Source organism: Quadrisphaera setariae (assembly GCF_008041935.1).
Taxonomy (GTDB): Bacteria; Actinomycetota; Actinomycetes; order Actinomycetales; family Quadrisphaeraceae; genus Quadrisphaera; species Quadrisphaera setariae.
On sequence record NZ_VKAC01000008.1, the window covers coordinates 167,795 to 191,974 of the forward strand.

A 24,180-nucleotide genomic window follows, 5' to 3' on the forward strand; every position below is an offset into this window, starting at 1 on the left:
GGCAGGGTGGGGTGGATGCTGGACTCGGAGTGCTGCTTCGTGCTACTTCTTGCACGTGTCTGCTGCAACCCCCGCCGAAACGCCGTCCGGAGCGCGCCGCATCCCGGCTGGCAGGAAGGTCGAGCTCGCCTCCTACGTGAACGAGCACGGGCAGGTGAGCGTCACGCAGCTCGCCAAGCACTTCCAGGTCTCGCTGGACACGATCCGGCGCGACCTCGACCAGCTCGGCACGGACGGCGTGGTCATCCGCACCCACGGCGGGGCGATGAGCCCGTCGGCGGTCCCCCGCATCGAGACCGCGGTCGACGTGCGCCGCCGGATGCAGGCGGGCGCGAAGGACGTCATCGGTGAGCTGGCCGCCGGTCTCGTGGCCGACGGGTCGGCCGTGATGCTCAACGGCGGCACCACCGTGCTGGCCGTCGGGCGGGCGCTGCGCGACCACCGCGACCTCACCATCGCCACCAACAACCTCCTGCTGTCCTCGGAGCTGAACCCCGCGGCCGTCCGGGACCTCTGCCTGTTCGGAGGCACCGTGCGACACAGCTCCCAGACGACCGTCGGGCCCGTCGTGTTCCGCAGCGGTCTGACCGGTGGCGAGGTGGACGTGCAGTGCGACCTCGCGCTCATCGCCGTCGGCGCAGCCTCGTTGGAGGGTGGCTACTCCGGCTCCAACCTCTCCGAGGCGGCCATGATGCGAGAGATGATGGACCGCGCCTCGGAGGTGGCGATGCTCGTCGACAGCTCCAAGTTCGGCCGCCGCATGTTCGCGCAGGTCGCCGAGCTGGGCGGAGTCGACTACCTCGTCTCCGACGCCCCGCCCCCCGCCGACATGGCCCGTGCGCTCGCTGAAGCCCGCGTGGAGGTCGTCGTCCCGGCGTCCTGAGCGGGTCGCCAGGGGCCTCAGACGGACGCCCGGGCGAGGACCCCCAGCAGCTCCAGCTTCTCGGCGCTCTCGCTGCCCGGCGCCGCGGTGTAGACGAGCAGCCGGTGGCTCTGGTCGGGGTCGAGCAGCGTCTGGCAGGCCAGCTCCAGCACGCCCACCTCGGGGTGCACGAAGCGCTTGGTCTCCCGCGGCCGCAGCCCCACCTCGTGGGCGTCCCACAGGGCGCGGAACTCCGCGCTGCGCGCCAGCAGGTCGTCAGCGAGGTCCGCCGCCCGCGACCCGCGACCGCGCACCGTGACGACCTCCCGCAGCCCGGAGGCGAACAGGCGCGACAGGTGCTCGTGGTCGGTCTCGCAGTACAGCGCGCGGGACGCCGGCTCCGCGAACCACCGGTACCCCAGGCTGCGCGACGGGCCGGTGCGCAGCGAGGCGTCTCCGGTGAGGGCGACGCCGAGCCGGGTCTGGCGCAGCGTCTCGCCGAGCTCGGTGAGGACCTCCGCGGGGGTGTCGTCGAGCCTGTCGAGGATGCGCAGCAGGCCCGGGCTCACGTGCTCATCGGAGGCCCCGCGCAGCGGCGGGGCGTGCCCTGCGAGGCGGAACAGGTGGTCGCGCTCGTCGAGGGTCAGGTGCAGCCCCTGCGCGATCGCCGCGACCATCGCCTCCGACGGCTGCGGGCCTCGCTCCTGCTCGATCCGCGTGTAGTAGTCGGCAGACATGTGGCACAGCACCGCGACTTCCTCGCGGCGCAGCCCCGCGGTGCGGCGCCGCACGCCGCGGGGCAGGCCGACGTCCTCCGGCTGCAGTGACTCACGACGACGGCGCAGGAACTCCGCCAGGCCCGGCCTGTCGATCACGCGGGTGCCTCCTGCTGCTCGTCGGTGGGCGTCCATCGTGCGCGGAGGTCGCCGCTCGTGACGAGGCGCCGTCCAGGGACTGCCGGTCCCTGGATGAGCCGGCCCTGGAGCAGGCCCTGGGCGGGGCGCAGGCTCGGCGCATGGCACGCACAGCAGGACGAGCAGCAGCGCGGACGGCGGCGGACGTCGTCGTCCCTGACCTCACAGGCCGGCGGGCGGTGGTGACGGGAGGCAGCGACGGCATCGGGCTGGGCATCGCCACCCGGCTGGCCGCGGCGGGCGCGCAGGTGGTGCTGCCGGTGAGGTCGCGCACCAAGGGTGAGGCGGCCGTGGCGAGCATCCGGCGTGCGGCCCCGCGGGCGCAGGTGGAGCTGCACGACCTCGACCTGGGTTCGCTCGCGTCGGTGGCGGCGCTCGGGGAGGCGCTGCGCGCCGACGGGGCGCCGGTGCACCTCCTGGTGAACAACGCCGGGGTGATGACGCCGCCGACCCGGCAGACCACTGCGGACGGGCACGAGCTCCAGCTCGGCACCAACCACCTGGGCCACGTGGCGCTGGTCGCGCACCTCCTCCCCCTCCTGCGGGACGGGCGGGCCCGCGTGGTGTCGCAGGTCAGCGTCGTGGCAGCGCGCGGCGCGGTGCACTGGGAGGACCCGGACTGGGAGCGCTCGTACGACGGCATGGCCGCCTACCGCTCCTCGAAGGTCGCCCAGGGGCTCTTCGGGCTCGAGCTCGACCGGCGCAGCCGCGCGGGCGGGTGGGGCGTCACCAGCGTGGTGTCGCACCCCGGGGTGGCACCGACGAGCCTGCTGGCCGCACGCGCCGAGGTCGGTCGGGCCAGCGACACCCCGCAGGTGCGGGTGATCCGCTGGCTGTCCGGGCGGGGGCTGCTCGTGGGCACGGCGGAGTCAGCGGGGCTGCCCGCCCTGCTGGCGGCCGTCGACCCGCACCCCCCGGCGGCGCAGGACGCGTGCATGTACGGACCGAGCGGCCCCGGGCGCGTCGGCGGGGCGCCCGCGCGGCAGTCCCTGTACCGGCCGCTGCGCGACGCCGGGGACGCCGCGCGGGTGTGGGACCTGTCGCAGCGGCTCGCCGGGGTCCCACTGCCCTGAGCGGGGAGTCAGTCGACGGTGAGGGTGCCCTCGCGGATGGCGGCCATGACCGCGCCGTGGCGGGTGCCCACCTCGTACTTGGCGAGGATGTTCGAGACGTGGTTCTTCACCGTGTTCTCGCTGATGAAGAGCGTCGCGGCGATCTCGGCGTTCGTCTTCTGCTGCGCCAGGAAGTGCAGCACCTCCCGCTCGCGCGGGGAGATCCGGGCCTTCGGCACCGGCGCCGCGGCCGCGGCCGGCTCGACCACCTCGGCCATGCGGGAGAAGAACATCTCCAGCGACTCCGACCCCTCCTTGCGGGACAGCCGCTCGGCGAGCAGCTGCCGCACCCGCAGGTACAGGTCGAGCAGCTCGAACTCCGACAGCCCGTCGAGGTCGTCGTGGGCTCGCAGGTCCACCACGTTCACCGACGTCACTCGATGCCCCCCGGCGTCACGTCGTCGCACATGTGCACAGTTTGTGACCTTACGCGACTGATCGCTACGCCTCGTGCACAGACTGTCGTGGGCGGTCTCCAGGGGACACGCTGTGGGGCAGCCGTGAGACCGTTCCGCGGTGACCGGGGTGGGCGCCGACGGGGACGAGCTCGACCTCGACGCTCCGGCGGCTGACCCGCTCCCCCGCCACCGCGTCCACGGCCGCGACCCGAGCCACGACCGGGGCCGCGAGCTCCGCCGCGGGCGGTGGGCGGTGGTCGCCGCCGTCGTCGTCGTGGTCGTCGCGGTGGGCGCGGGCCTCGTCGCGCAGCGCCGCGCCACCCACGGCCGTCCGGTTCCCCTCGACGGCAGCGCGAGCGCGCAGGAGCTGTTCCCCGTGCTCGGCGCGCCTGCCCGCGCGGGGACGGCGCTGCCCGACGGCCTCGCCGAGGACGTCGGCGCTCTGCCCGGCTCGGAGCGGCTGCTGGCGGTGGCACCGGCGGGGGCCTTCTGGGTGGCGCGCTCCCCCTCGAGCGGGGTCTGCCTGCTGGTCCGCCCCACCGACCCCTCGCTGAGCAGCGGTGGCCTGTGCACCTCGGCCGCCAAGGCCGTGGGCGGCGTCGCGCTGCCGAGCGGCGGTGGGCCGAGCGGCACCCTGCTGCCCTCCGGGGCCTCCACCGAGGCGGTGGAGGCGGCCGGGGACGCGGAGCTGGTGCCGGGCCTGTGGGTGGACGAGGAGACGGCCGCCGGTGTGGTGAGCACGGCCGTGGAGAGCGCCTCCAGCCGCCTCCCCGCGGTGCAGGTGACGGTGCACCGCGGCACCGGGTGGCTGCCCGTGCTGCTCACAGCTCCGGGGCGCCCCTACGCGGTGGTCCTGGCGTGCCTGCGCCCCACCCGGGTGAAGCTCAGCCTGGACGCCGAGGAGGTGCCGTCGCGGCCCTGCCCCGACGACGTGCTGGTGCGGCCCTTCGTCGGCACGGGAGAACCGGTGCAGGTGGGCCTGCAGGCACCCGACGGACTGGTCTGGGCCGCCGAGGTGGTCACCTGCACCGGCCCCGCCACCGCGCCGACGTGCTGAGGGCCGGCTAGCGCACCGGCTCGGCGAGGTGGGGGTAGCTCGGCAGGTCCACGGCGTCGGCGGGCGGCGAGATGAGCCTCTCGCCCAGCCTGAGGCGCTGCACGGCCCTGCTGGACGCAGCGCCCACGAGCGCCCCGAGCACGCGGATCTCCGCGGTGGTGCGCGGGTTGCCGATCCGCGGCGTGCCCGGTGGGAGCTTCTGGGCGGCGTCGACGAGGGGCCGCAGCGTGCGCTCGTACGCCTGCAGCGCCGCCGGCAGGGTCGCGCCGGGCCGCATCAGCTCCCCCGCCAGCACGTGGGCCCCCACCAGCGCGAGCGTGGTGGACATGCCCGAGACCGGTGAGGCGCAGTGCGCGGCGTCTCCAGCGAGCACCACCCGGCCCCTCGACCAGCGCGGCAGCACCGCCTGGCCGAGGGCCTCGAAGTAGAACGGCTCGGTGTCGAGAGCGGCTGCGAGGCGCTCGCCGATCGGTCCGGTGCCGGCGTAGAGGCGCTGCACCACCAGCGCGGCGGCCTGCGGCTCGAGCTCGTCCAGGCCGGGCACGTCGGCCAGGAAGGTCAGCAGCCCGCGGGTGGTGCCCTCGTCGTCGGGGCGCAGGTGGGCGCTGCGGCCGCGGCCGAGCACCTGCCAGGTCCAGTACCTGTCGTCGCCGGACTCACGGGGCACCGTCAGGTACGCGCAGTACGCGCCGAGCTCCCTGACGTGAGAGCTCCGGTCGCCCCCGAACACCCGCTGGCGCGTGCGCGAGCGCAGCCCCTCCGCCACGACGACGACGTCGAAGCGCTCCTGCGCACCGGAGGCGAAGGTGACGTCGACGCCCCCGTCGTCGCCGTGCTCGGCCCCGTCCCGGACCTCGGCGACCTGCTCCCCGAAGCGCCAGTCGACGGAGCCGGGCAGCCCCGCGCAGCTGTCGACGAGCAGGCGGCTCAGGCGGCCGCGCAGGACCTCCACCTCGGCGGTCGGCCCGCCGGTCTGCGACGTCGAGGCGGGGAAGGAGCCGAGCACCCGACCGCGCTCGTCGAGGAAGCGGGTTCCCTCCTCGCCGGTGGTGTGCTCCAGCACCTGCTGCTCCAGGCCCATCCGCCGCAGCACCTCGCGCCCGGCGCCGCGGACGTCGATGTTGTGGCCGCCCTCGCGCAGCTCGGGTGCGCGCTCCACCACCGTGACGTCCGTGCCGGCGCGCGCCAGGCCGTGCGCCAGGGCCGGGCCGGCGATGCTCGCCCCGGAGACGAGGACCTTCGAGACGCGACCTGGTACCACGGTGACTCCCTTTCACTGAAGCGTCTTATCGCTAGAGATTCTAGCGATATGATCCGCGGCGTGCACTTCGAACCCGACGACGTGACGCGGGCCCTGCAGGCCTTCTCCGACGCCAGCCGCGAGCTCCTGGCACGGGTGGCGCGGCAGCAGGGGCTCGGCACGACGGACGTGACCGCGCTCTACCTGCTGCGGGGGCACGGCCCGATGGGCGTGGCCGAGCTGTCGGAGCGGCTGGGCATCCGGACGGCGTCCACCACCGTGCTCGTGGACCGGCTCGCCGCCGGTGGGCTCGTGCACCGGCAGCCCCACCCCACCGACGGCCGCCGCACGCTCGTCGTGCTGGACGAGGGCGCCTGGGCCGTCAACGACGCCGCGTGGTCGGCGCCGATCGGTCAGCTCGACGCGGTGAGCCGGTCGCTGGAACCGCGCGAGCGCGCCGTGGTGCTCGCGTTCCTCCAGCGGGCGACCGCCGCCCTGGCCCGGGGTGCCAGCAGCTGACGGTCGGCCCCGAGGAGAGCCAGCGAGCGCCAGCACGACGCCAGCACGACGTCAACGGCGGCGGTGGGCCCGCTTCTCGGCGAACATCCGCTGGTCGGCGACGTGCACGAGGGTGGTGACGGCGTCACCGTCGGCGGGGTGCAGCGCCACACCGGCGCTGACGCCGACGGCCACGTCACCCGCGGCGACGCGGACCGGCTCGGCGAGGTCACGGCGGACCTGCGCCACCACGGCGGCCGCCTGCTCGGCGGCCGAGGCCGGGTCGAGCCCGGGCAGCGCCAGCAGGAACTCGTCCCCGCCGAGGCGGCAGACGAGGTCACCGCGGCGCAGGCGCCGGCGCAGGCGGTCCGCGAGCGCCACGAGGAGCTCGTCACCGGCGGCGTGCCCGTGGGTGTCGTTGACGGCCTTGAACCCGTCGAGGTCGAGCAGCACCACCGCGAGGGCGGTCCCCCCGGCACGGGCGTCCCACAGCGCCGTCTCCAGGCGGGTCTCGAAGCGGCGGCGGTTGTCCAGGCCGGTGAGCGGGTCGGTGAACGCCAGCTGCTCGATGCGCGCCAGGTGCGCGGTGCTCCGGTCGCGCTCGGCGGCCAGCTCCCGCTGGGCGCGGACGCGCTCGGTGACGTCGGTCTGCACGCCGATGTACTGGACGAGCACGCCGTCGTCGTCGCGGACCGGGGACAGGTGGATCTCGTTCCACCACGGCTCCCGCTCGGGTCCGCGGTGGTTGAGGAGCACGCCGTTCCACTCGCGTCCGGCGCGGATGGCGGCGCGGATGGAGCCGACCACGCGCGGGTCGCTCTCCGGTCCCTGCAGGAAGCGGCAGTTGCGGCCGAGCACCTGCTCGGCCGGCAGGCCCGTGAGCCGCTCGAAGGCGGGGTTGACGTAGACCAGCGGCTGGTCGGGGCGCCGCAGCTCGGCGATGCAGACGCCGCTGGTGGAGGCCGCGAGCGCGCGGCGCAGGAGCGCGTCGGGGACGACGCCGGTGGCAGCTCCCACCACGCCCTCCGACACGCCGCTCGACCCGGCTCCCGGCACGGGGTCTGCGGCCGCACCGGGCAGCGGGCCCCCGAGGGGCCCGGCGGTCCCGGAGGAGCCCTGCGCGCTGCCGCGCTCCTCCGCGGGCACCGGCGCCGGGGCGGGCACCGCGGGTGTGCGGGTCTCCTCCTGGGCGGCGACGCGCGCCAGGAGGGCCCGGCCGGCGGCGGCGACGGTGGAGCGCTCGTAGGTGAGGGCGTACTCGAAGCGGCGGTCGGGGTCGGGGCCGTCGTCGCCGAGGTCGCGGGCCAGGAGGGCGGCGCTGAAGTGCGGGGCGATCACCACGACGTCCCACTCGCCGCGCACCGGGTCCTCCGGGGAGAGGTGGGCGCCGCGGACGCCGGGCATCGGCTCGGCGGGCAGGTCCTCCCCGAGGGCGCAGACGAAGGCGGTGCGCTCGGCCAGGTCCCGGTAGCGCCCGGTGGTGGCGGGGGTGAAGTGGCGCGCCTCCTGGAAGGTGGAGGCCACCACGCAGGTGCTGCCCTGGCGCAGCGCCTCGCGCTCGAGCTGCTTGCTCAGCTCCACCAGCAGGCCCTTGGGCGCGCGGCGCAGCTCGACGCCGGCGGGCAGGAGGGAGAAGGGGCTGGAGGCCAGCGCGTCGGAGCCGGTGGAGGCGGGCGGTCGCGGCAGCTGCAGCGCGCCGGTGGGCAGGTGGTCGGCGGGCACGGCCTGCGGCCTGCCGAACATCCACCCCTGGCCTAGCTGCGCGCCCAGCGCCTGCGCCAGGCGCAGGTGCCCGGTGTGCTCGATGCCCTCGGCCAGCACGAGGGCGCCGGAGTCCTCGGCGTAGGCGTTGACGGCGTTCATCACCTGGGCGACGTCGGGACCGGGCGCGGCCTGCACGAGGCGCAGGTCGAGCTTGACCACGTCGGGGCGCAGCAGCGGCATGAACGCCAGTGACAGCTCCTCCGCGCCGACGTCGTCGAGGGCGACCGCCCAGCCCGCCTCGCGGACGCGCTCGACCGTGCGCAGCAGCTCGGCGGGGCGCTTGGCCAGCGCCCTCTCGGTGATCTCCACGACCACGCGCAGCTGGCCCGGCGCGCTGGCGGCGATGTCGAGGAGCACGTCGAGCGGGGCGCTGTCGAGCACCTCCGGCTCCACGTTGACGAACAGCGACAGCGGCTCCACGAGGCCGTGCACGGAGGCGCCGCGGAAGGCGGCGGTGCGGCAGGCGGCGTCGAGAGCGGGGAGCAGGCCGTGGCGGCGGGCGGTGCCGAACAGCGCGTCGGGCAGGTGCAGGGGGGAGTCGGCGGGGCCGCGGACGAGCGCCTCGTGGGCGACGACGGCGCCGGTGGCCAGGTCGACGATCGGCTGGAACCAGCTGACGAGCCGCTGCTCCCTCAGGAGGCGCCGCAGCTCAGCACCGTCTGCGGCGAGCGCCGAAGGGACGACCAGGTCTGCCAGGGGGTCGACGGCGGTCATGGTGCCTCCACACGTGCTGCTGACCGCCCGAGCGCTCGACCGGCTCCTCGGCATCGGCGCCGGCTCGGGCCGCCTTGACCGTCGAAGCGCGCCGTGGACCACTCCTGGCGCGTTCTCGCCCGATCGGCCTCCGGAGGCGTCGGTCCCGGACCGGCCCTGTGCCGCAGCGTCAGTGCGTCACAGCTTGACGACCTCGAACTCCAGCAGCGTCGACCCCGTGGCCACGGGACGCCGCGGGGCGGGGCCGCCGTCGCCGTCGCTGTGCGCGACCCGGGCGCCGCCGTCGCGCCACGCCTCGAACGCCTCCCGGCTGGCCCACTGCGTCACCACGAAGTACCGGCTCTCCCCCGCCACCGGGCGCAGCAGCTGGAAGCCCTCGAAGCCCTCGGCGCCGTCCACGGCGTGCTTGCGCGCGGCGAAGCGCCGCTCGACCTCGGCTCCCGCGCCGTCGGGGACGTCGAGGGCGTTGATGACGACGACGGACACGGGCTGACCTCCACGTGCGGGCGAGCAGGAGGTCCGATCATCGCTCGCAGCGCGCCCCGCGCCTCCCGCGGGTCCTCCGAAAACGACCACGCCCGCCCCACCGGGTGCCTAGCGTCGGGGCGTGCAGGCCACCCCGACGCCCTCGCCGCCGACGACGACGCAGGTGCGCCTCACGGCGCTCGTGCTCGCCGGGACGCTGTGCGCGGTGGCGGCGGGCGCCGTGCTCACCGCCGGCCCGGCGCACGCCGGGGTGCTGGCCGACGTCTCCGCCTCCCAGGTGGCCGCCCAGCAGGCGGCGATCGCCGCCGTCCAGCAGGGCACCGAGGCCGAGCGCACCGCCAAGGGCCTGGACCAGCTCCACCGCGAGGCCGCCCTCGACGCCGTCGCCCAGAAGTGGTCCGACCGGATGGCCGCCAGGTCCGACGGCGGCGCGGGCGGGTCCGCTCTGGTGCACTCCACGTCCGAACCCGCCTACGACTACAGCAGGACGATGCCCGCGGGCTGGCGCGGCGCCGCGGAGAACATCGCCTACAACTCCGGCTCCGGCGCTGCGATGCAGCAGATGTGGATGGGCTCGGCGGGGCACCGCGCCAACATCGACAACGGCGCCTTCGACTCGGTCGGCTACGGCATCTCCTACGACAGGGCCGGCCGCATGTGGGGCACGGTCGTCTTCGGCGACTACTACGCCGGCGCCTGGGCGGGCACCCCCTCGCCGTCGCCGTCGTCGTCCCCCTCCGCCAGCCCGTCCGCCACCGGCGCTGCCGTGCCCACGAGCGTGGTCAAGGGCGATGACCGCTACCGCACCGGCGTCGCGCTGGCCGCGAAGGTGGCCAGCGCGCCGACCTCGGCGGTGCTCGTGTCCGGGGAGCGGCTGGTGGACAGCGTGCCCGCCGCGCCGCTCGCGAAGAAGCTCGGCGGTCCGCTGCTGCTCACCACCTCCGGCGGCCTCTCCCCGGCGGTGGCGGAGATGCTGCGCGCCACGCCGTCGATCAGGTCCGTGGTGGTGGTCGGCGGGGAGGCCAGCGTCTCCCCGAGGGTCGTGTCCGAGCTGCAGGCCCTGGGCCTGTCCGTGGCGCGCGTCGCGGGCGCCGACAGGTACGCCACCGCCCTGGCCGTGGCCGCCCGCCCCGAGCTGGCGGGCAGCACCACCGCGTACGTGGCCCGCGGCAGCGGGTCGCTCGCCGACGCCGTCGCCGTCGGCGGCACCGCCGCCGCGCTCGGCGCCCCCGTGCTGCTGGCTCCGCCGCGCGCCGCGGAGGTGCCCACCGCCCTGGCGGCCGCCGTCAGCGGGCGGACCGTGGTGGTGGTCGGTGGTGCGGCGTCGGTGCCGGCGGACGTCGCGACGGCCCTCGGGGCCGACCAGCGCCTCTCCGGCGACGACCGGTACGGCACCGCTGCGGCGGTGGCCGACCACGCGGTGGCCAAGGGCGTCGCGACCAAGCGCGTGCTCGTGGCCAGCGGCGACGACGCCCGGCTGGCCGACGCCCTCGTCTCCGGCGCCGCCGGCCAGGTGGTGCTGCTGGTGCGCCCCTCCGGGTGGGGCACCGCGACCACCGCCTGGCTCACCGGGCACCAGGTCGCCGAGGCGCTCGTCGTGGGCGGCTCCACCCCCACCCGCTGACCCGCCTGAGGCCGAGCTGGCCCGCGCGGCGCTGGGCAGGCCCTACCGTCAGCGGATGGCCCGGGACCGCGTCGAGGACGACCTCGTCGACCTCGACGACGACCTCGACGGGACCTGGGACGCGCCGCTCCCCCGCGGCGGCCAGCACGACGACGACGACGATGAGGACGACGACGGGCGGCTGGGCCGATCGCGGCAGCTCCGCGAGCGCCCGCGCTGGCTCGGGTCGCGGTGGACCCTGCCGGCGCTGGTCGTGGTGCTCGCACTGGTCGTGGTGGGTGCCGCTGGCCGGCAGTTCCGGGCGGCGGCGGCTGATGACCTCGCGCGGGCCGAGCAGCTCGGCGCCCTGCAGCTGGGCGGTGCGAGCGTCGTGTCCGCCTTCACCGGTGACCCCGCCGAGTTCGACGCGCAGGGCCGGCTGCTCACCCGAGTGCAGGTGCAGGTGCTGAACAGCGGTGAGGAGGGCGTGCACGTGGCGGTGCGCGGCACGTCCGAGCCGCTCCTGCAGCTGGTCGGCCCTCAGGAGGCGACGGCGGTCGGCCCCGACGGCAGCAACACCCTGACGCTGCGGGCGGCGGTCGACTGCTCGCGGGCGCCGGCGGTGAGGACCTCCTACTCCTCTCCTGAGGACGCGCAGGCCGCGACGGCCTTCTCGCTCGACCTCGACGTGGCCGTGGCGGACGACCCCCGGTCGGCGCAGCGGCACCGCTACCTGGTGGCCGACTCCGGGTTCGGGTGGGGGGACATCGGCCAGCAGCTCGCCTACGCGTGCGACCCGGCCTCGAACGGCTCCCTGTCGGTCTCTACATCGCCCCGCGACGACGGGACGGTGGTCATGGAGGTCCGCAACGAGACCGCCGCGGAGACCACCGTCGCGCTGGACGCGACCCCGTGGCTGGGGGCGACCACCGACGTCGCCCTCCCCGCGACCGTGCATGCGCGCAGCGACCTGCCGGTAGTGGTCACGCTGCACCCGCGGTGCTCCTCGGCCCGCAGCCCCTCGGAGGGCGGGCTGGACGTGCGCGTGGACCTGGTGCCCGCCAACGGCGACGGCTCAGGGCAGCCGCTGTCCTCCAGCGGCGGGCTCGTCGCCGCGTGGGCGGCGCGGCAGGTGGCGCTGGCCTGCGGCTGACCCGCCGCCCGAGCACCGGCCGCGCTGCGCTCAGGCCCCGCCGAGCAGCAGGTTCCTGCGGAGCTCCTCGAAGCGGTCCGGTGACGGGTCAGGGCCGTGCTCGACGGGCTGGTCGGTGGTCCACGTGCTCGGGTCCGGGCTCTGGGGCAGCGCCCCGTACCGCGCGGTCCGCGCCCGCGCGCCGTCGTCGCCGGTCGCGTCGCGGGCCTGCTCGTCGCTCATCGCCCGATGGTCGCACTCCGCCACCCGCGCGGCGGCGCTCCGGGCGCCCTCACCGCTGACGATCACGCGCCCTGGCGCCACCTCCGCCAGGCACCAGCAGCCCGAGCCACCTCGACCCGTCGGCACTCGTCTCGATGCGTCGGGCGGGACGTCACCTCCAGATGCCCATCGACGCCGCCACCCGGACCGCCAGCGACGACACGCAGACCACCACGACGACGACGGCCAGCATCGTGGACCGGACCCGCCGACCACGCGGTGCTCCGAGGGCAGCGACCCCCGACCCCAGCGCCGCCGCGCCAGCGCACCACCAGAGGTCATCCCCCGTCGGCAGGATCCACTGGACTTACGGCTCCGGCGGGCGCAGCGCACCCACCAGCAGCGGGACGACGCCGAGCAGCAGCTCCAGGGCGACGGCCGCCCCGACCAGCGCGGAGGACGCTGAGGACGGCCAGCCGCGGCTCCACCGGAGCGCGCCGAGCGCTCCGAACGCCGGCCCGGCGAGCAGGGCCAGCCCCATCCACTGCAGCACGCGGAGCGGGTCGTCACCCCGTCCGGCCAGCACCACGAGGGACCCGTAGAAGCCGACGAGCAGGCACAGCTGGGTGACCAGCCCCACGAGCCCCGCCCACAGCAGGGACAGCGGCCGCACGCGCTGCCCGACCCACCAGGTGAGCAGGCACCACAGGGCGGCGGAGTCGCCGAGCCGGTCCCACAGCGCGGGCAGGGCGTCGTGGACGGCGAAGCTCACCACCCCCGCGACCAGCCCGACGGCGACGGCGGTGCGCACGCTCGCCCCTCTCGCCTCGGGTGGAAGGACAGCGGCAAGGACAGCGGCGTCGGCGCTGGGGGTGAGGGCCTCCCCGAGCGCCCTCACGAGGTGGCAGCCGGACGCTGCTCGTCGTCGTCCACCCAGCCTGCGGACACGACCACCGTGATCTCCTGCACCGCGGGCAGGGTGAGGCCCAGCTCCCCGGCGTCGGTGGTGAGCACCTGGTCGGCCTCGAGCAGCTGCCCCGTCACCTCGTCGACGACGAGCAGGTGCTGCACGGGCAGGCCGTGGGCGCTGCCGTCGTCGTCGAGCGTGATGGCCCGGCCGGGCCGCCCGAGCCGGTCGGTGGTCGGACCGCGGTCCGCCACGCCGGGCAGGGAGGCGACCAGGCGCCAGGTGCGGGCCCTGTCGGCGGGCTGGAGCGGCTGTTCGCCGAAGAGCGCCGGCACCCCTTCGACCACGTCAACGGGCACGGGGATGCCTGTGCCATGGTGCCGGTGCACGGCATCGGCCCAGGCCTGCGGGTCTGCCCAGGGCAGCGTCGCGACGTCGACCGGCGGGAAGAGCGTGAGACCGTCCTCGCCGAAGACCCGCTCGCTGACGCCGTCGCCACCACCGTCCGGAGGGCCGAGCACTGCGTCGAGGGTCTCCCGGCTGCCGACAATGCCGACCTCGACAGGTCCTCGGACCTGCCGGGACCGCCCGCGCCCGTCGGCCGCCGTCCACGTCTCGGACTGGGTCGAGGCCAGCGCAGACGTCGACGCTCCCCCCGCGACCGCGGTGCTGAGGTACCAGCCGTCCGTGCGGACGTACGCGTAGCGCCTCCGCTTCGAGGCGGGCAGGGCTTCCGCTGCGGCGGCGATGCGCTCCAGGACCGGACCCGCCGGCTGCCCCTGCGGCAGGGCGTAGGGCAGCACCGGTGGCACTTCGGCGACCGCGGTACCGCTGCCCGGCAGCCGCACGAGCACCCCTGCCGCCGTCAGCCCCGCGACGGCGGCGCCGGCGAGCACCCAGCGCCGCCCGGGCCCGGCCTGCCGGGCTGGGGCCGGCGCGAGGGCCGCGGCGGTGAGGAGGGGACCCCGCTGGCCGGAGGTGATGTCCCGCAGCAGGGCCTGCGCTGCGGGCGAGGCACTGGCGTCGCGCAGGGCGGCGTGCGGCACGGGGTTGCTGTGGCGCACCAGGTCCCGGGCCTGGAGGAGGGTGGCGGCGGCCGTGCTCATCGGGGGCTCCTCTGCTGGGCTGGCGCGGTCTGCTGCGGCGTGAGGACGGGGTCGACGAGAGGACGGCCAGGACCGGTCGCCTCCGGCCCGAGTTCTCGCAGCTGCTCCTCGAGTCGGCGGCGAGCCCGGTGGAGCCGCACCCGGAACGCCGCGCGCGAGCAGCCGAGCACCTCCGCGGCCTCCCCGGCGTCGAGCTCCTCCCAGCCGACGAGGCGGAGGACCTCCTGGTCGGACGGGCGCAACCGTGCCAGCGCCTGCGCCAGCCGCTCGTCCGCCGGTTCGCCCACCACGACGGGTGGGACGTCGCCGTGCGTCTCGGCCAGGCGCTGGTGCAGCCGGTCCAGCCGCTGGCGCCGCCGCAGCTCGTTCGCCAGCACGCGGCGAGCGACGGCGAGCAGCCAGCTCCGCGGATGCTCGGGCACGGCGCCCAGGCGTCTCCAGGCGACGACGAACACCTCGGCGGCCACGTCGTGCGCGGTCGCCGCGTCGACGCGGCGCAGGCCGTAGCCGAGCACCGCGCCGTAGTGGTCGGCGAAGAGACCGCCGAACTCCTCTTCGGTCACACCCCTGGACTGTCCGGCACGTCCACGAGCGTTACAGGCTCCTCGCCGGAGGGCAGTGCGCGCGCCGCGGGGTGAGGATGGCGGGCGTGGTGGGCCCCCGGGACGGCGTCGAGGAGCTCGACGTCGACCTCGACGCCGACCTCGACGAGGCCGACCAGCCGGAACCGCCCGGCCCGCGCCCCGTCGTCCCTCGCCGGGCCAGCGCGCGGCGGCGACGCCGGCGGCTCCTCGCGGCCGGCGTCGCCGTCGTCGTCCTCCTCGCGGCGGGGGTGGCGCGCCAGGCCTGGGTGCGGCAGGAGCAGGGCCCGCCGCTGGACGGGTCGGCCACGGCCGCCGAGCTGTTCCCGGTGCTCGAGACCGGCCAGGCCGCCGGTGCCGGCGACGGGTTCCCCGAGCAGCAGGCGCGGGCGGGGCTGGGGGTGGTGCCCGGCACGGCGCACCTGGTCGCGGCGACGACCGACCTGCTGTTCTGGGTGGCCGAGGACAGCGGCGGCGGTGTGTGCCTGGTGGTGCGGCCCCCCGGGCAGCCGGTCCGCCTCGGCGGGAAGTGCGTGAGCACCACCGAGGCCGCCACCCGCGGGGTCGCGCTGCCGGACGGCGACGGGGTGGCCGCGACCCTCGTGCCGGACGGGCTCGACACCGACGGCCTGGCCCGGCAGGGGTACGTGCGGCTGGCCGCGGGGCTCTGGGTGGACGAGCGGACCGCGCAGCGGGTGGCCTCCGACGCCGTCGCGTCCGTCACGGCCCGGCCCGTGGTGCCGGTGCAGACCGGCACCACCGACGGGCGCCTGCCGGTGTTCCTCACGCAGGACGGCGCCACCTACGCCGTGGTGCTGGCGTGCGTGGGCGCGCCCGACGCCGGCGGTCTGGCCGCGGACCCGACCGCGGCGCTGGCGGTGGACGGCGACGCGGAGCGCCTCGACTGCTCGACCACGCCCGCCTTCCGGCGGTTCACCGGCGACGGTGGCCCGGTGCGGGTGGACGTCGACGCGCCCGGCCCGCCCGGCACCGTCCGCTGGGCGGCGCGGGTGGTGGAGTGCGAGGGGTCCCTGCGCGGACCGGTGTGCGACCGGGGCGGCTTCTGAGCCGGGCCCCGACCATGACGGTCGGTGACGGCAGATGATGGCGACGTGCACGTGAGCGAGCTGCAGCAGCTGCTGCGCGACTTCTCCGCAGAGCGGGAGTGGCAGCGGTTCAACACCCCGCGCAACCTGGCGCTGGCGCTGGTCGGGGAGGTCGGCGAGGTGGCCGAGCTGCTGCAGTGGCTCACCGACGCCGAGGCGGCCCAGATCGCCACCGCCTCCGGTGACGACGCGGAGCGGCTGCGCCAGCGCGCCGGGGAGGAGGTCTCCGACGTGTTGGCCTACCTGCTGCTGCTCGCCGACTCCCTGGGGGTGGACGTCGAGCGCGCCTTCACCGACAAGCTGGCGGCCAACGCCGAGAAGTACCCGGTGCACCTGGCCCGCGGCAGCGCTGCGAAGTACACGGACCTCTGACGGCGCCTGGGAGGCGAGGTCAGTCCTTGACGAGGTCGAGCGCGAGCCCCCCGGACAGGAAGGGCACCTTCTCCAGGCGGCGCTCGAGGCGCTCGGCCCACGGCGGCACCTGCTGGACGGTGCTGGGGAAGATGTAGAGGCGGTCCTTGCCGACCAGGCGCCACCCCGCGGCGCGCGCGCGGCGCACGAAGTCACCCGCGTCGAACGTGCGCTCCCCCGCGGTCACGGTGTGCCACAGGTAGACGTAGGGGTGCAGTCGGTTGGGCTCCATCGCCCGCCAGCGGGCGCCGGGCGCGGCCGCCCGGGAGGCCTCGGCGATGACGGCGTCGAGGTCGTCCACGTGGTGCAGAGCGTCGACGCTGATGAGCAGGTCCACCGAGGAGTCGGCCACGCTCGCGGGCAGCGCCTCGCCGGTGCCGACCTCGAAGACGACGTTCTCCAGGCCGAGGTCCTTGGACCGGCCGTTGGCGAAGTCGACGTAGTTGGGCAGCGGCTCCACCCCGGTGAACCGGCGGTCGGGGTGGTTGCCGGCCAGGCGGCGCAGGAGGGTGCCGGTGCCGGAGCCCACCTCGAGCACGGTGCCCGGCACGCGGCGCAGCACGTCCTCGAAGTACTCGACCCGGCGCCGGGTCATGTGCCCCTCGGCGCGCAGGGACTCGTAGGCCTCGGGCTGCTCGTCGTAGCTGGCGTTGTAGCGCCGCTGCTCGGCGGGCGCCGGCGAGGACCCGGCCGAGGTCGCGGGCCGAGCGGCCGGGTGGTCGCTGGAGGGCATCGCAGAAGAGTACGGCTCGTTCACTGCGCCACGCCCGGAGGCTCCTGCGACGCGAGAGCACCGGTGGTGTCGGGGGTGGGCGTCTCCCACAGCTCCACCCGCAGCCAGTTGTGGTCGGTGCTGGAGACCAGCCGCCGCCCGTCCATCACGGCCCGCGCGTTGCCGGTGGTGCGGCCCAGGTCGTCGGTGGCCGTGGCCACCGAGCCGACCAGCCACACCCGCGGGTGCGGCGCCAGGGCGTCGACCTTGTCGCCGACGCGGCGGATCTCGAGCCCCCCGAGGGTGTCGCTGTCCTCCGGGGAGGCCACGAGCAGCGGGTCCGCCAGGCGGTCGCTGCCGGCCAGGCCCGGCGGGTAGTACGCCTCCACCATGGGCCTCACGACGTTGCCGACGTAGACCACAGCGTCGCCGGGCTGCGCCTGCGCGGCGATCTGCTCGGCAGCGCCGGCCGGGTCGTCGAAGCCGGCGCGGGCCTGCCGGAAGTGCACCCCGGCCGGCACGAGGCAGGCCAGGAGGGCGACGACGGCGGCGGACGCGACCCAGCCCGCCCAGCGGCGCCCGCGGGCGAGCCGGCGGGCGCCGGCGGGCAGCGCGGTCAGCGCCACGGCCGCCAGCACGGCGATGGCGGGCAGGGCGGCGCTGGCGTAGCGCTGGTTGAAGTAGCCGCCCATGAGCCCGAGCGTGGTGATGGCCAGCACGGGCATCGGCGCCCACAGCACCAGGACGAGGGCGTGCCGCGTGCGGCGACGGAGCACCAGCACGGCCCCGACCACCGCCAGGGCGAGCACGGGCCAGCCCAGCTGCGGGACGTCGCTGGCGAGGCGCCAGAAGGTGAAGAACTCCGGCAGCGTGGCAGGCGCCGGGGGGCGCTCGGCGGCCTGCAGCGACCCGGCGGCCACGAGGCCGACGCCCACCAGCCCCGCGGGCAGCGCGCTCGCCACGAGCGCCCAGCGGCGGGCCCGCCCGGGCCGCAGCCAGACGGCGAAGAAGGCGGCGCCCACGGACGGCAGGGTCACCAGCGGGTGCAGGAGCACCGCGAGCAGCGCCACCGCCGCGAGCGCCGGCCACAGCCACGCGCGCGGTCGGTGGGTCGACCGCAGCAGGAGCAGCACGGTCAGCACCACGCAGGCGAGGGCCATCGGGTACGGGCGGGCCTCCTGGCCGTGCAGGTACACCGCCGGTGCCAGAGCGGTGACCGCGCCCGCCACCAGCGCCCCCCAGGGCCCGGCGAACCGCCGGGCCAGCACCGCCGTGAGCGCCACGAGGACGACGGTGGCCACCGCGCCCGGCAGGCGGATCCACCACGAGGCCTCGCTGACCGCGAGCCACGGGTGCATCAGCAGGTAGTAGCCGACCAGGCCGGCGTCGCGCTCGGACAGCAGGCCCATCATGTCGCCGACGCCGCGGCCGGCGGTGCTCAGCGTGTAGACCTCGTCGCGCCAGAACGGCTTGGCGTCGTAGCGGAAGGCGGTCAGCGCGGCGGCCAGCAGGGCGGGGAGGAGCACCGGGAGCCACCGCGAGCGGAGGTCGCGGCGGCTGCGGCCGGTGGCGGCCCGCGGCAGGGGCGGGTCGTCGAGGAGCGCGGTCACACGCGAGATCCTCCCAGCGAACCCTGGGAGGAGCGCGCTGGTGATCGTCTTCCCAGGTGGGCGGCGTGATCGGCCGTGGTCAGCGAGGCGTGCGCGGCGTGGCGCGCCTAGGGTGCTGTGCTCGTGGGAGTGCCGTGCTCGTGACGCTGCCGGTCCCGCCCGAGCTCGTCCTGCTGCTCCTGCTGCTGGTGGTGGGCCTGTCCGCCGCCCTGTCCGAGCGGCTGCGCGTGGCCTCACCCCTGCTGCTGGTGGCGCTGGGCGCGGCGGTCGCGGCGCTGCCGGGGGTCCCGGCGGTCCAGGTGGAGCCCGAGCTGGTGCTCTCGGGGATCCTCCCGCCGCTGCTGTACGCGGCGGCCGTCCAGCTGCCCGCGATGGGCTTCCGGCGCGACGCCTCCGCCATCAGCGGGCTCTCGGTGGCCCTCGTCCTCCTCAGCGCCGTCTCCGTGGGCGCTCTGCTCAGCTGGCTGCTCGGCGTGGGCTTCTGGTGGGGCGTGGCCCTCGGGGCCGTCGTGTCCCCCACGGACGCGGTGGCGACGTCGATCGTCAAGGGGCTGGGCGCCTCCCCGCGGGCGGTGGCCCTGCTGGAGGGCGAGGGGCTCCTCAACGACGCGACGGCCCTGGTGCTGCTGCGCACCGCCGTCGCCGTCGCCGCCGCGGGGACGGCGCTGGGCACGACCGACCCGTCGGTCGGCTCGGCCGTCGGGGACTTCGCGTGGGCGGTGGCGCTCGCCGTCGTCGTGGGTCTCGTGGTGGGCCACCTCGACCTGGTGGTGCGCCGGCGGCTGGACGACCCCGCCGCCGGCACGCTCGTGTCGTTCGCGGTGCCCTTCGCCGCCTCGCTGCCGGTGGAGCACCTGGGCGGCTCCGGGCTCGTCGCGGCCGTGGTGGCGGGGCTGGTGACCAACCACCACGCGCCCCGCGTCCTCACGCCGCGGGCACGGCTGTCGGACTCCCAGACCTGGCGCTCGGCGTCGCTGCTGCTGGAGGGCGGCATCTTCCTGCTCATGGGGCTGGAGCTGCCGGCGGTGCTCGAGGCGGTGGCCGCCGACCCCGACACGGCCGGCGGGGTCGGGGAGCTCGGGCTGGGGCGCGCGGCCCTCGTCGCCGCGGCCGCCCTCGCCGCCGTCCTGGCGGTCCGCGCGCTGTTCGTGGCGGGCCTGCTCGCGCTGTCGCACCGGCGTCGCGACCGCCGGCAGCTCGCGCGGGAGCGGTTCAGCGCCGTCGCGCGGCGCTTCGAGGACCGCACCCCGGCGGAGGTGGCCGCCGCCATCACCGCGCGCCGGGCCCTCGACGGCCCCGCGGGGCGCGTGCGGGGCGGCCTGCGGCGGGGCGGTCTGAGGGGGGCGTGGCGGGCGGCGCAGCGCCGCCCCGTCACCGAGGAGGCCGTCTCGAGGATCACCACCCGGCTGCGGCGCGTGCGGGCCGACCTCGACTACCTGCTCGACGAGCCCCTCGGGTGGCGCGAGGGCGTGGTGGTGGTCTGGGCGGGCATGCGCGGCGCCGTCACGGTGGCCGCGGCGCAGACGCTCCCGGAGGACGCCCCGCAGCGCGAGCTGCTGGTGCTGGTGGCCTACCTGGTGGCCGCCGGGTCCCTGCTGCTGCAGGGCCTCACGCTGCGCCGGGTGGTGCTGGCCGTCGGGTCCACGCGCCCGCGCGGCGAGGCGGAGGTGGCGGAGCAGCAGGCGGCGCTGGTGCAGCTGGTCGCCGACGCGGGACGCGCCGCCGTGGTGCCGGACGGCACCCCGCCGCGGCAGGCCCGGCTGCTGCAGCTGCGCGCCCAGCGCGACGCGCTGCTGGACGCCCGCGACGAGGGCTCGTTCGACGCCGAGGCGCTCTCCCGCGCCCTCGACGTGGTGGACGCCGACGAGATCAGCCTGACCCTGCGCGACGGCGGCGCGCACTGACGAGCGAGCCCGTCCACAGTTCACACAGATGACACACGGACGACCCCGCGGTGCCGCTAGGTTCTCGCCATCTTCACCGAGATCGATCCCTTCGTCGGGACCGCGGCTACCCGGTTGCCGGCGCCACGCGGTCTGGCTGCTGCGTGGTGGTGGCCCAAGCCGCAGGTGGGCAACACCCACCCCGGCGCGACCAGTCCGCTGGGCATGGTCAGCGCCTGCGCCTACTCCGGCGCCTACCCCACGGGGTACGGCCAGTACGACAAGAGCCTCGAGGGGCTGCCCAGCGAGGTCTTCGCCTCGCTGCAGGCCTCCGGCTTCACGCACTTCCAGCAGTCGGGCACCGGCGCCATCCGCAAGTACTACAACTACCTGCGGGTCACGCCGATGGTGCAGCCCCTGGACGACCTCGGGCAGAGCTGGGACCTGTCCGAGGAGGTCGCCGAGGCCGGCTACTACGCCGCCACGCTCGACTCCGGCATCCGCTGCGAGCTGACCGTCGGGCCCAAGACCGCGGTCCACCGGTACACGTTCCCCGCGCACCGCTCGGCGCGCGTCGTCGTCGACGCCTCCTGCGGCGGCCTGGCCATCGAGCACGGCCGGACCGTCCCCCTGCGGGCCCAGGTCGAGAACCTCGGCCAGGGCCGCGCGCAGGGCACCATCGTGGTGGAGGGCGTTCCGCTCTCCTTCGCCCTCGAGGTCGACACCGACGTGCCGGGGCTGTCGGGCCCCGCGCGGCACTCCGCGCCGTGGCGCCCGATGCTCTGGCACGACCGCCGGCTCATCGAGGGCGGCACCCGGCTCGACTTCGACAGGATCCGCCAGACCACGCTGCGCCCGTTCGGCCTGCTCTTCATGGGTCCCGCCCGCGCGGGCCAGACCGTGGAGGTGCGGATCGGCTTCTCGCTGCGCGGGGTGGAGCAGGCCCGGGCCAACCTCGAGGCCGAGCGGGCCTCGCGGCTGCCCGGCGCCCCGGGCGAGCCGGTCTTCGACGCCGTCCGCGAGCGCACCCGGGCCAGCTGGGCCGACCACGTGGGCCGGGTGGCGGTGGAGGGCGGCACCCCCGCGCGCCGCACGGTCATGGCGACGGCGACCTACCACTCGCTCATCAAGCCGTGCATCGCCGACGACGAGAGCCCGTTCTGGCCCTCGGACGGCCCCTTCGCGTTCGACATCTCCACGATGTGGGACATCTACAAGACCCAGGTGCCGCTGCTCGCGGCGATCGCGCCCGGGCGGGCGGCGGACCTGCTGGAGTCGCTCATCAGGGTCAGCGAGGAGGAGGGCAACTTCCCCATCGGCTACCGGATGGCCCGCGGCGCGGACAGGTTCTTCCGGCAGGCGAGCGCGCTGGCGCACACGGCCCTGGCCGACGCGCACGCGGTGGACCTCGCCCCGATCGACTGGTCGTGGGCGCTGGTGCACATGGACGACGACCTGCGCCGCGGCTACGGCGAGATGTTCATCGACAACGGCGTGGTGCACCCGATCTCGCACACCCTCGACCTGGCCTTCGCCCACCACTGCACCGCGAAGGTGGCGCGGGCCGTGGGCGACCACCGCCTCGCGGAGGACCTCGCGGCGCGCTCGCTGCGGTGGGTGAACGCCTTCGACGCGAGCACCGGGCTGCTGCGCGACTCGGAGTTCTACGAGGGCGGCAAGTGGAACTACTCGTTCCGGCTGCTCCACGACATGGCGGGCCGGATCGCGCTGGCCGGCGGCGACGCGGCGTTCACGGGGATGCTCGACAGCTTCTTCGGGTTCGGGGCACCGGCGGTGCGCCAGCCCGGGCTGCGCCCGAACGCCGCGGAGATGGCCGCGGGCTACGCCCTCAACCGGTTCGAGGGCCTCAACAACGAGCCCGACATGGAGGCCCCGTGGGCCTACCACTGGGCGGGCCGGCCCGACCGCACCGCGCAGGTGGTGCACGCGGCGCTCACCCACCAGTTCGGGACCGGCCGCGGCGGGCTGCCCGGCAACGACGACTCCGGCGGCCTGTCGTCCTGGTACGTGTGGGCCTCCCTGGGCCTGTTCCCGGTGGCCGGGCTCGACCTGTTCCTGCTGTCGGCGCCCTCCTTCGAGCGGGCCGTGCTGTCCGTCCCCGACGGCGAGCTGGTCGTGGAGGCGGTCGGTCACCGCGAGCAGCCCATCAGCTCTGACGATCGGTTCGACCCCGACGCCCCGGCCGCGTCGGCGGCCGCGTCGTCCAGACCGCAGCACCTGCTGTCGGCGACGCTCGACGGCGAGCCGCTGCCCGGACCGCACCTGTCGATGGCGCGGGTGCACCGCGGCGGACGGCTGGTGCTCCACCTCGGTGACGAGCCGAACGGCTACGGGCGCGCCGTGCGGCCGCCCTCGCCGGCCGCACGGCCCCGCTGAGGCCGCTCTCCCTGCGACGGCTCTGCCCGTCCCACCGTCCTGGCCCCACCGGGGCCGGTGCTCCACCCGTCCGAAGCATCCACACCTGAGGAGGACCTCATGACCGGCATGAGCAAGCCCGAGCGCCGTCTCGTCATCCTGGTCCGCGCCGACCCGGTCATCTGCGGCCACTCCGGGGAGGCCCGCAACCTCGCCGAGGCGGCGCTGCTGCGCGGCTTCGACGATGTCCGGATCCTCACCTGGCCGCTGGAGGCCCTGCAGGCGGCGGGGCTGCCGCTGAAGCCGCTGGACGCGCTGCTGCCGTACTCGCCCGGCATCACCGTGGAGCGCCCGGACCCGATCGGCGACAACCGCGTGCCGGACGGCCGCTACATCGCCGGGCTCGCCGGGCGCCTCGTGGAGCTGCTGGCCGAGGGCGTGCCCACCGTGGTGCTGTCGATGTACCTCACGCCGCACACCGACGTCGTCGTGCAGGCGGTGGCGGGGGCGCGCGTGGCGGGCTTCGCCCCGGACGTGCGCACGATGGCCAAGGCCGTCGGTTCCGACATCACCAACGTGGTGTCCAACGCGCTGCGCACCGGCGCGTGGGGCGCCGCGGCGGTGGTGCTGTCGACCTACCTCCAGAACGACGACCTGCTCGCGGTGTCGGACTTCACCAAGGAGGAGGTGGTGCGCTGGGCCGAGCAGGTCGACGCCCTCACCGGGACCCGGTTCGCCGCCGAGCTCACCGAGCGGGTGCGGATCAGCTACCCGCCGATCGACACCTCGGCCTTCCTCGGCCTCGACCCGGCCGCCGTCGACGCCGCGCTGGCGGCCCGCGGGCTGGAGCGCGACGGGTACGTGCTGTTCCTGTCGCGCATCACCCGCGCCAAGGGCGTGGACGACCTCATCAGCGCCTACCGCGCCTCGCGCACCTCGGCCACGAAGAAGCTGGTCATCGCGGGGGCCGGCAACGCCGTCGAGGCGGCGCGGGCGCAGATCGCGGAGGTCGAGGGGGACGACGAGCGGATCCTCCTGCTCACCGACGTCTCCGACGCCGAGAAGCCGCTGCTCATGCGGGGCTGCGCGGCCTACGCCCTGCCGACCAAGCCGGTGCCGGAGTTCGTGGAGACCTTCGGCATCGCGCTGACGGAGAAGATGCTCGCCGGGGGCGGGCCGGTCATCACCACGCTCGTGGGCGGCACCGGCGAGGCGGTCGGCGACACCGCGCTCATCATCGAGCCGGGCGACGTGGCCGGGCTCACGGCGATGATCGACAGGGCCGTGCTCGACATGGGCGAGGTGGAGCGGCTGGAGCTGGAGCAGCGCGCCCGCGAGCACGCGCTGCGCTTCGACAGGCTCCGGGTCTTCGACGAGATGCTCCCCGACGACCAGCCGGTGCTCGAGCAGCAGCACCAGGTCGTCGACCTCCCCCGTGAGGGCGCTCCCCTCTGACCGGGCGCCGCACCTGGCGCTCAGCCGCACG

General features: G+C 75.9%; 22 protein-coding genes. 11 read left to right on the forward strand and 11 right to left on the reverse strand.

From position 1 onward, the window contains the following. Nucleotides 1–55: 55 nt before the first annotated feature. Complete coding sequence (locus FMM08_RS14635) at nucleotides 56–883, forward strand: DeoR/GlpR family DNA-binding transcription regulator (protein ID WP_369431728.1); 828 nt, start codon at nucleotides 56–58, stop codon at nucleotides 881–883. Between the two features lie 17 nt (nucleotides 884–900). On the opposite strand, the gene FMM08_RS14640 is transcribed toward FMM08_RS14635, so the two are convergent. Further along, entirely contained in the window at nucleotides 901–1,737 is an 837-nt protein-coding gene (locus FMM08_RS14640) for a helix-turn-helix transcriptional regulator (RefSeq protein ID WP_255472415.1), read from the reverse strand. Nucleotides 1,738–1,877: 140 nt separating this feature from the next. On the opposite strand from FMM08_RS14640, the gene FMM08_RS14645 reads away from it, so the two are divergent. Next, the gene (locus FMM08_RS14645; protein ID WP_147927107.1) at nucleotides 1,878–2,849 is read left to right on the forward strand and encodes an SDR family oxidoreductase; all 972 of its coding nucleotides are present in this window, start codon (nucleotides 1,878–1,880) and stop codon (nucleotides 2,847–2,849) included. Between the two features lie 8 nt (nucleotides 2,850–2,857). Here FMM08_RS14645 and FMM08_RS14650 read toward each other — a convergent pair whose 3' ends face one another. Beyond that, nucleotides 2,858–3,256 carry a helix-turn-helix domain-containing protein gene (locus FMM08_RS14650; RefSeq protein WP_147927108.1) on the reverse strand — a complete coding sequence of 133 codons (399 nt, stop codon included), beginning with the start codon at nucleotides 3,254–3,256 and terminating at the stop codon, nucleotides 2,858–2,860. A 148-nt stretch (nucleotides 3,257–3,404) separates the two neighbouring features. Here FMM08_RS14650 and FMM08_RS14655 point away from each other — a divergent pair, with 148 nt between their 5' ends. Next, nucleotides 3,405–4,343, forward strand: coding sequence for a hypothetical protein (locus FMM08_RS14655; RefSeq protein WP_147927109.1), 939 nt, complete (start codon nucleotides 3,405–3,407; stop codon nucleotides 4,341–4,343). Nucleotides 4,344–4,350: 7 nt separating this feature from the next. Here the strand turns inward: FMM08_RS14655 and FMM08_RS14660 are convergent, their stop codons facing one another. Then, entirely contained in the window at nucleotides 4,351–5,604 is a 1,254-nt protein-coding gene (locus FMM08_RS14660) for an FAD-dependent monooxygenase (RefSeq protein WP_147927110.1), read from the reverse strand. Nucleotides 5,605–5,664: 60 nt separating this feature from the next. On the opposite strand from FMM08_RS14660, the gene FMM08_RS14665 reads away from it, so the two are divergent. After that, nucleotides 5,665–6,102 carry a MarR family winged helix-turn-helix transcriptional regulator gene (locus tag FMM08_RS14665; RefSeq protein ID WP_187279769.1) on the forward strand — a complete coding sequence of 146 codons (438 nt, stop codon included), beginning with the start codon at nucleotides 5,665–5,667 and terminating at the stop codon, nucleotides 6,100–6,102. 51 nt (nucleotides 6,103–6,153) lie between these two features. On the opposite strand, the gene FMM08_RS14670 is transcribed toward FMM08_RS14665, so the two are convergent. Continuing rightward, nucleotides 6,154–8,559, reverse strand: a complete 2,406-nt coding sequence (locus FMM08_RS14670; RefSeq protein WP_147927112.1) for a diguanylate cyclase domain-containing protein — start codon at nucleotides 8,557–8,559, stop codon at nucleotides 6,154–6,156. Nucleotides 8,560–8,736: 177 nt separating this feature from the next. Next, on the reverse strand, nucleotides 8,737–9,045 hold the full coding sequence (locus FMM08_RS14675; protein WP_147927113.1) for an antibiotic biosynthesis monooxygenase family protein: 309 nt from the start codon (nucleotides 9,043–9,045) through the stop codon (nucleotides 8,737–8,739). Between the two features lie 121 nt (nucleotides 9,046–9,166). Between FMM08_RS14675 and FMM08_RS14680 the strand changes: the two genes are divergently transcribed. Both FMM08_RS14680 and FMM08_RS14685 read left to right on the forward strand, forming a co-directional pair. Then, on the forward strand, nucleotides 9,167–10,669 hold the full coding sequence (locus FMM08_RS14680; RefSeq protein ID WP_147927114.1) for a cell wall-binding repeat-containing protein: 1,503 nt from the start codon (nucleotides 9,167–9,169) through the stop codon (nucleotides 10,667–10,669). A 55-nt stretch (nucleotides 10,670–10,724) separates the two neighbouring features. Beyond that, nucleotides 10,725–11,801 carry a hypothetical protein gene (locus FMM08_RS14685; RefSeq protein WP_147927115.1) on the forward strand — a complete coding sequence of 359 codons (1,077 nt, stop codon included), beginning with the start codon at nucleotides 10,725–10,727 and terminating at the stop codon, nucleotides 11,799–11,801. 30 nt (nucleotides 11,802–11,831) lie between these two features. On the opposite strand, the gene FMM08_RS14690 is transcribed toward FMM08_RS14685, so the two are convergent. From FMM08_RS14690 to FMM08_RS14705, 4 genes are all read right to left on the reverse strand, one after another. Beyond that, nucleotides 11,832–12,023 (reverse strand): hypothetical protein, encoded by a 192-nt coding sequence (locus FMM08_RS14690; protein ID WP_147927116.1) that lies wholly within the window; start codon nucleotides 12,021–12,023, stop codon nucleotides 11,832–11,834. A gap of 346 nt (nucleotides 12,024–12,369) precedes the next feature. After that, complete coding sequence (locus FMM08_RS14695) at nucleotides 12,370–12,813, reverse strand: DUF6518 family protein (RefSeq protein WP_147927117.1); 444 nt, start codon at nucleotides 12,811–12,813, stop codon at nucleotides 12,370–12,372. A gap of 83 nt (nucleotides 12,814–12,896) precedes the next feature. Next, nucleotides 12,897–14,015 carry a CU044_5270 family protein gene (locus tag FMM08_RS14700; protein WP_147927118.1) on the reverse strand — a complete coding sequence of 373 codons (1,119 nt, stop codon included), beginning with the start codon at nucleotides 14,013–14,015 and terminating at the stop codon, nucleotides 12,897–12,899. Continuing rightward, complete coding sequence (locus FMM08_RS14705) at nucleotides 14,012–14,578, reverse strand: RNA polymerase sigma factor (protein WP_147927119.1); 567 nt, start codon at nucleotides 14,576–14,578, stop codon at nucleotides 14,012–14,014. The genes FMM08_RS14700 and FMM08_RS14705 overlap by 4 nt, the downstream gene beginning before the upstream one ends. Nucleotides 14,579–14,664: 86 nt before the next feature. Between FMM08_RS14705 and FMM08_RS14710 the strand changes: the two genes are divergently transcribed. Both FMM08_RS14710 and FMM08_RS14715 read left to right on the forward strand, forming a co-directional pair. Then, a complete protein-coding gene (locus FMM08_RS14710; RefSeq protein WP_147927120.1) occupies nucleotides 14,665–15,663 on the forward strand; it encodes a hypothetical protein in 999 nt (332 codons plus the stop codon). Between the two features lie 45 nt (nucleotides 15,664–15,708). After that, nucleotides 15,709–16,074 carry a nucleotide pyrophosphohydrolase gene (locus FMM08_RS14715; RefSeq protein WP_147927121.1) on the forward strand — a complete coding sequence of 122 codons (366 nt, stop codon included), beginning with the start codon at nucleotides 15,709–15,711 and terminating at the stop codon, nucleotides 16,072–16,074. A 19-nt stretch (nucleotides 16,075–16,093) separates the two neighbouring features. On the opposite strand, the gene FMM08_RS14720 is transcribed toward FMM08_RS14715, so the two are convergent. Both FMM08_RS14720 and FMM08_RS14725 read right to left on the reverse strand, forming a co-directional pair. Continuing rightward, on the reverse strand, nucleotides 16,094–16,846 hold the full coding sequence (locus FMM08_RS14720; protein ID WP_147927122.1) for a class I SAM-dependent methyltransferase: 753 nt from the start codon (nucleotides 16,844–16,846) through the stop codon (nucleotides 16,094–16,096). Between the two features lie 20 nt (nucleotides 16,847–16,866). Next, entirely contained in the window at nucleotides 16,867–18,435 is a 1,569-nt protein-coding gene (locus FMM08_RS14725; RefSeq protein ID WP_147927123.1) for a glycosyltransferase family 39 protein, read from the reverse strand. Between the two features lie 140 nt (nucleotides 18,436–18,575). Between FMM08_RS14725 and FMM08_RS14730 the strand changes: the two genes are divergently transcribed. From FMM08_RS14730 to FMM08_RS14740, 3 genes are all read left to right on the forward strand, one after another. Then, on the forward strand, nucleotides 18,576–20,339 hold the full coding sequence (locus FMM08_RS14730) for a cation:proton antiporter (RefSeq protein ID WP_222710801.1): 1,764 nt from the start codon (nucleotides 18,576–18,578) through the stop codon (nucleotides 20,337–20,339). Nucleotides 20,340–20,408: 69 nt separating this feature from the next. After that, nucleotides 20,409–22,715, forward strand: coding sequence for a glycoside hydrolase domain-containing protein (locus FMM08_RS14735; RefSeq protein WP_187279776.1), 2,307 nt, complete (start codon nucleotides 20,409–20,411; stop codon nucleotides 22,713–22,715). Between the two features lie 108 nt (nucleotides 22,716–22,823). Then, nucleotides 22,824–24,149, forward strand: coding sequence for a glycosyltransferase (locus FMM08_RS14740; protein ID WP_147927197.1), 1,326 nt, complete (start codon nucleotides 22,824–22,826; stop codon nucleotides 24,147–24,149). Nucleotides 24,150–24,180 lie beyond the last annotated feature (31 nt).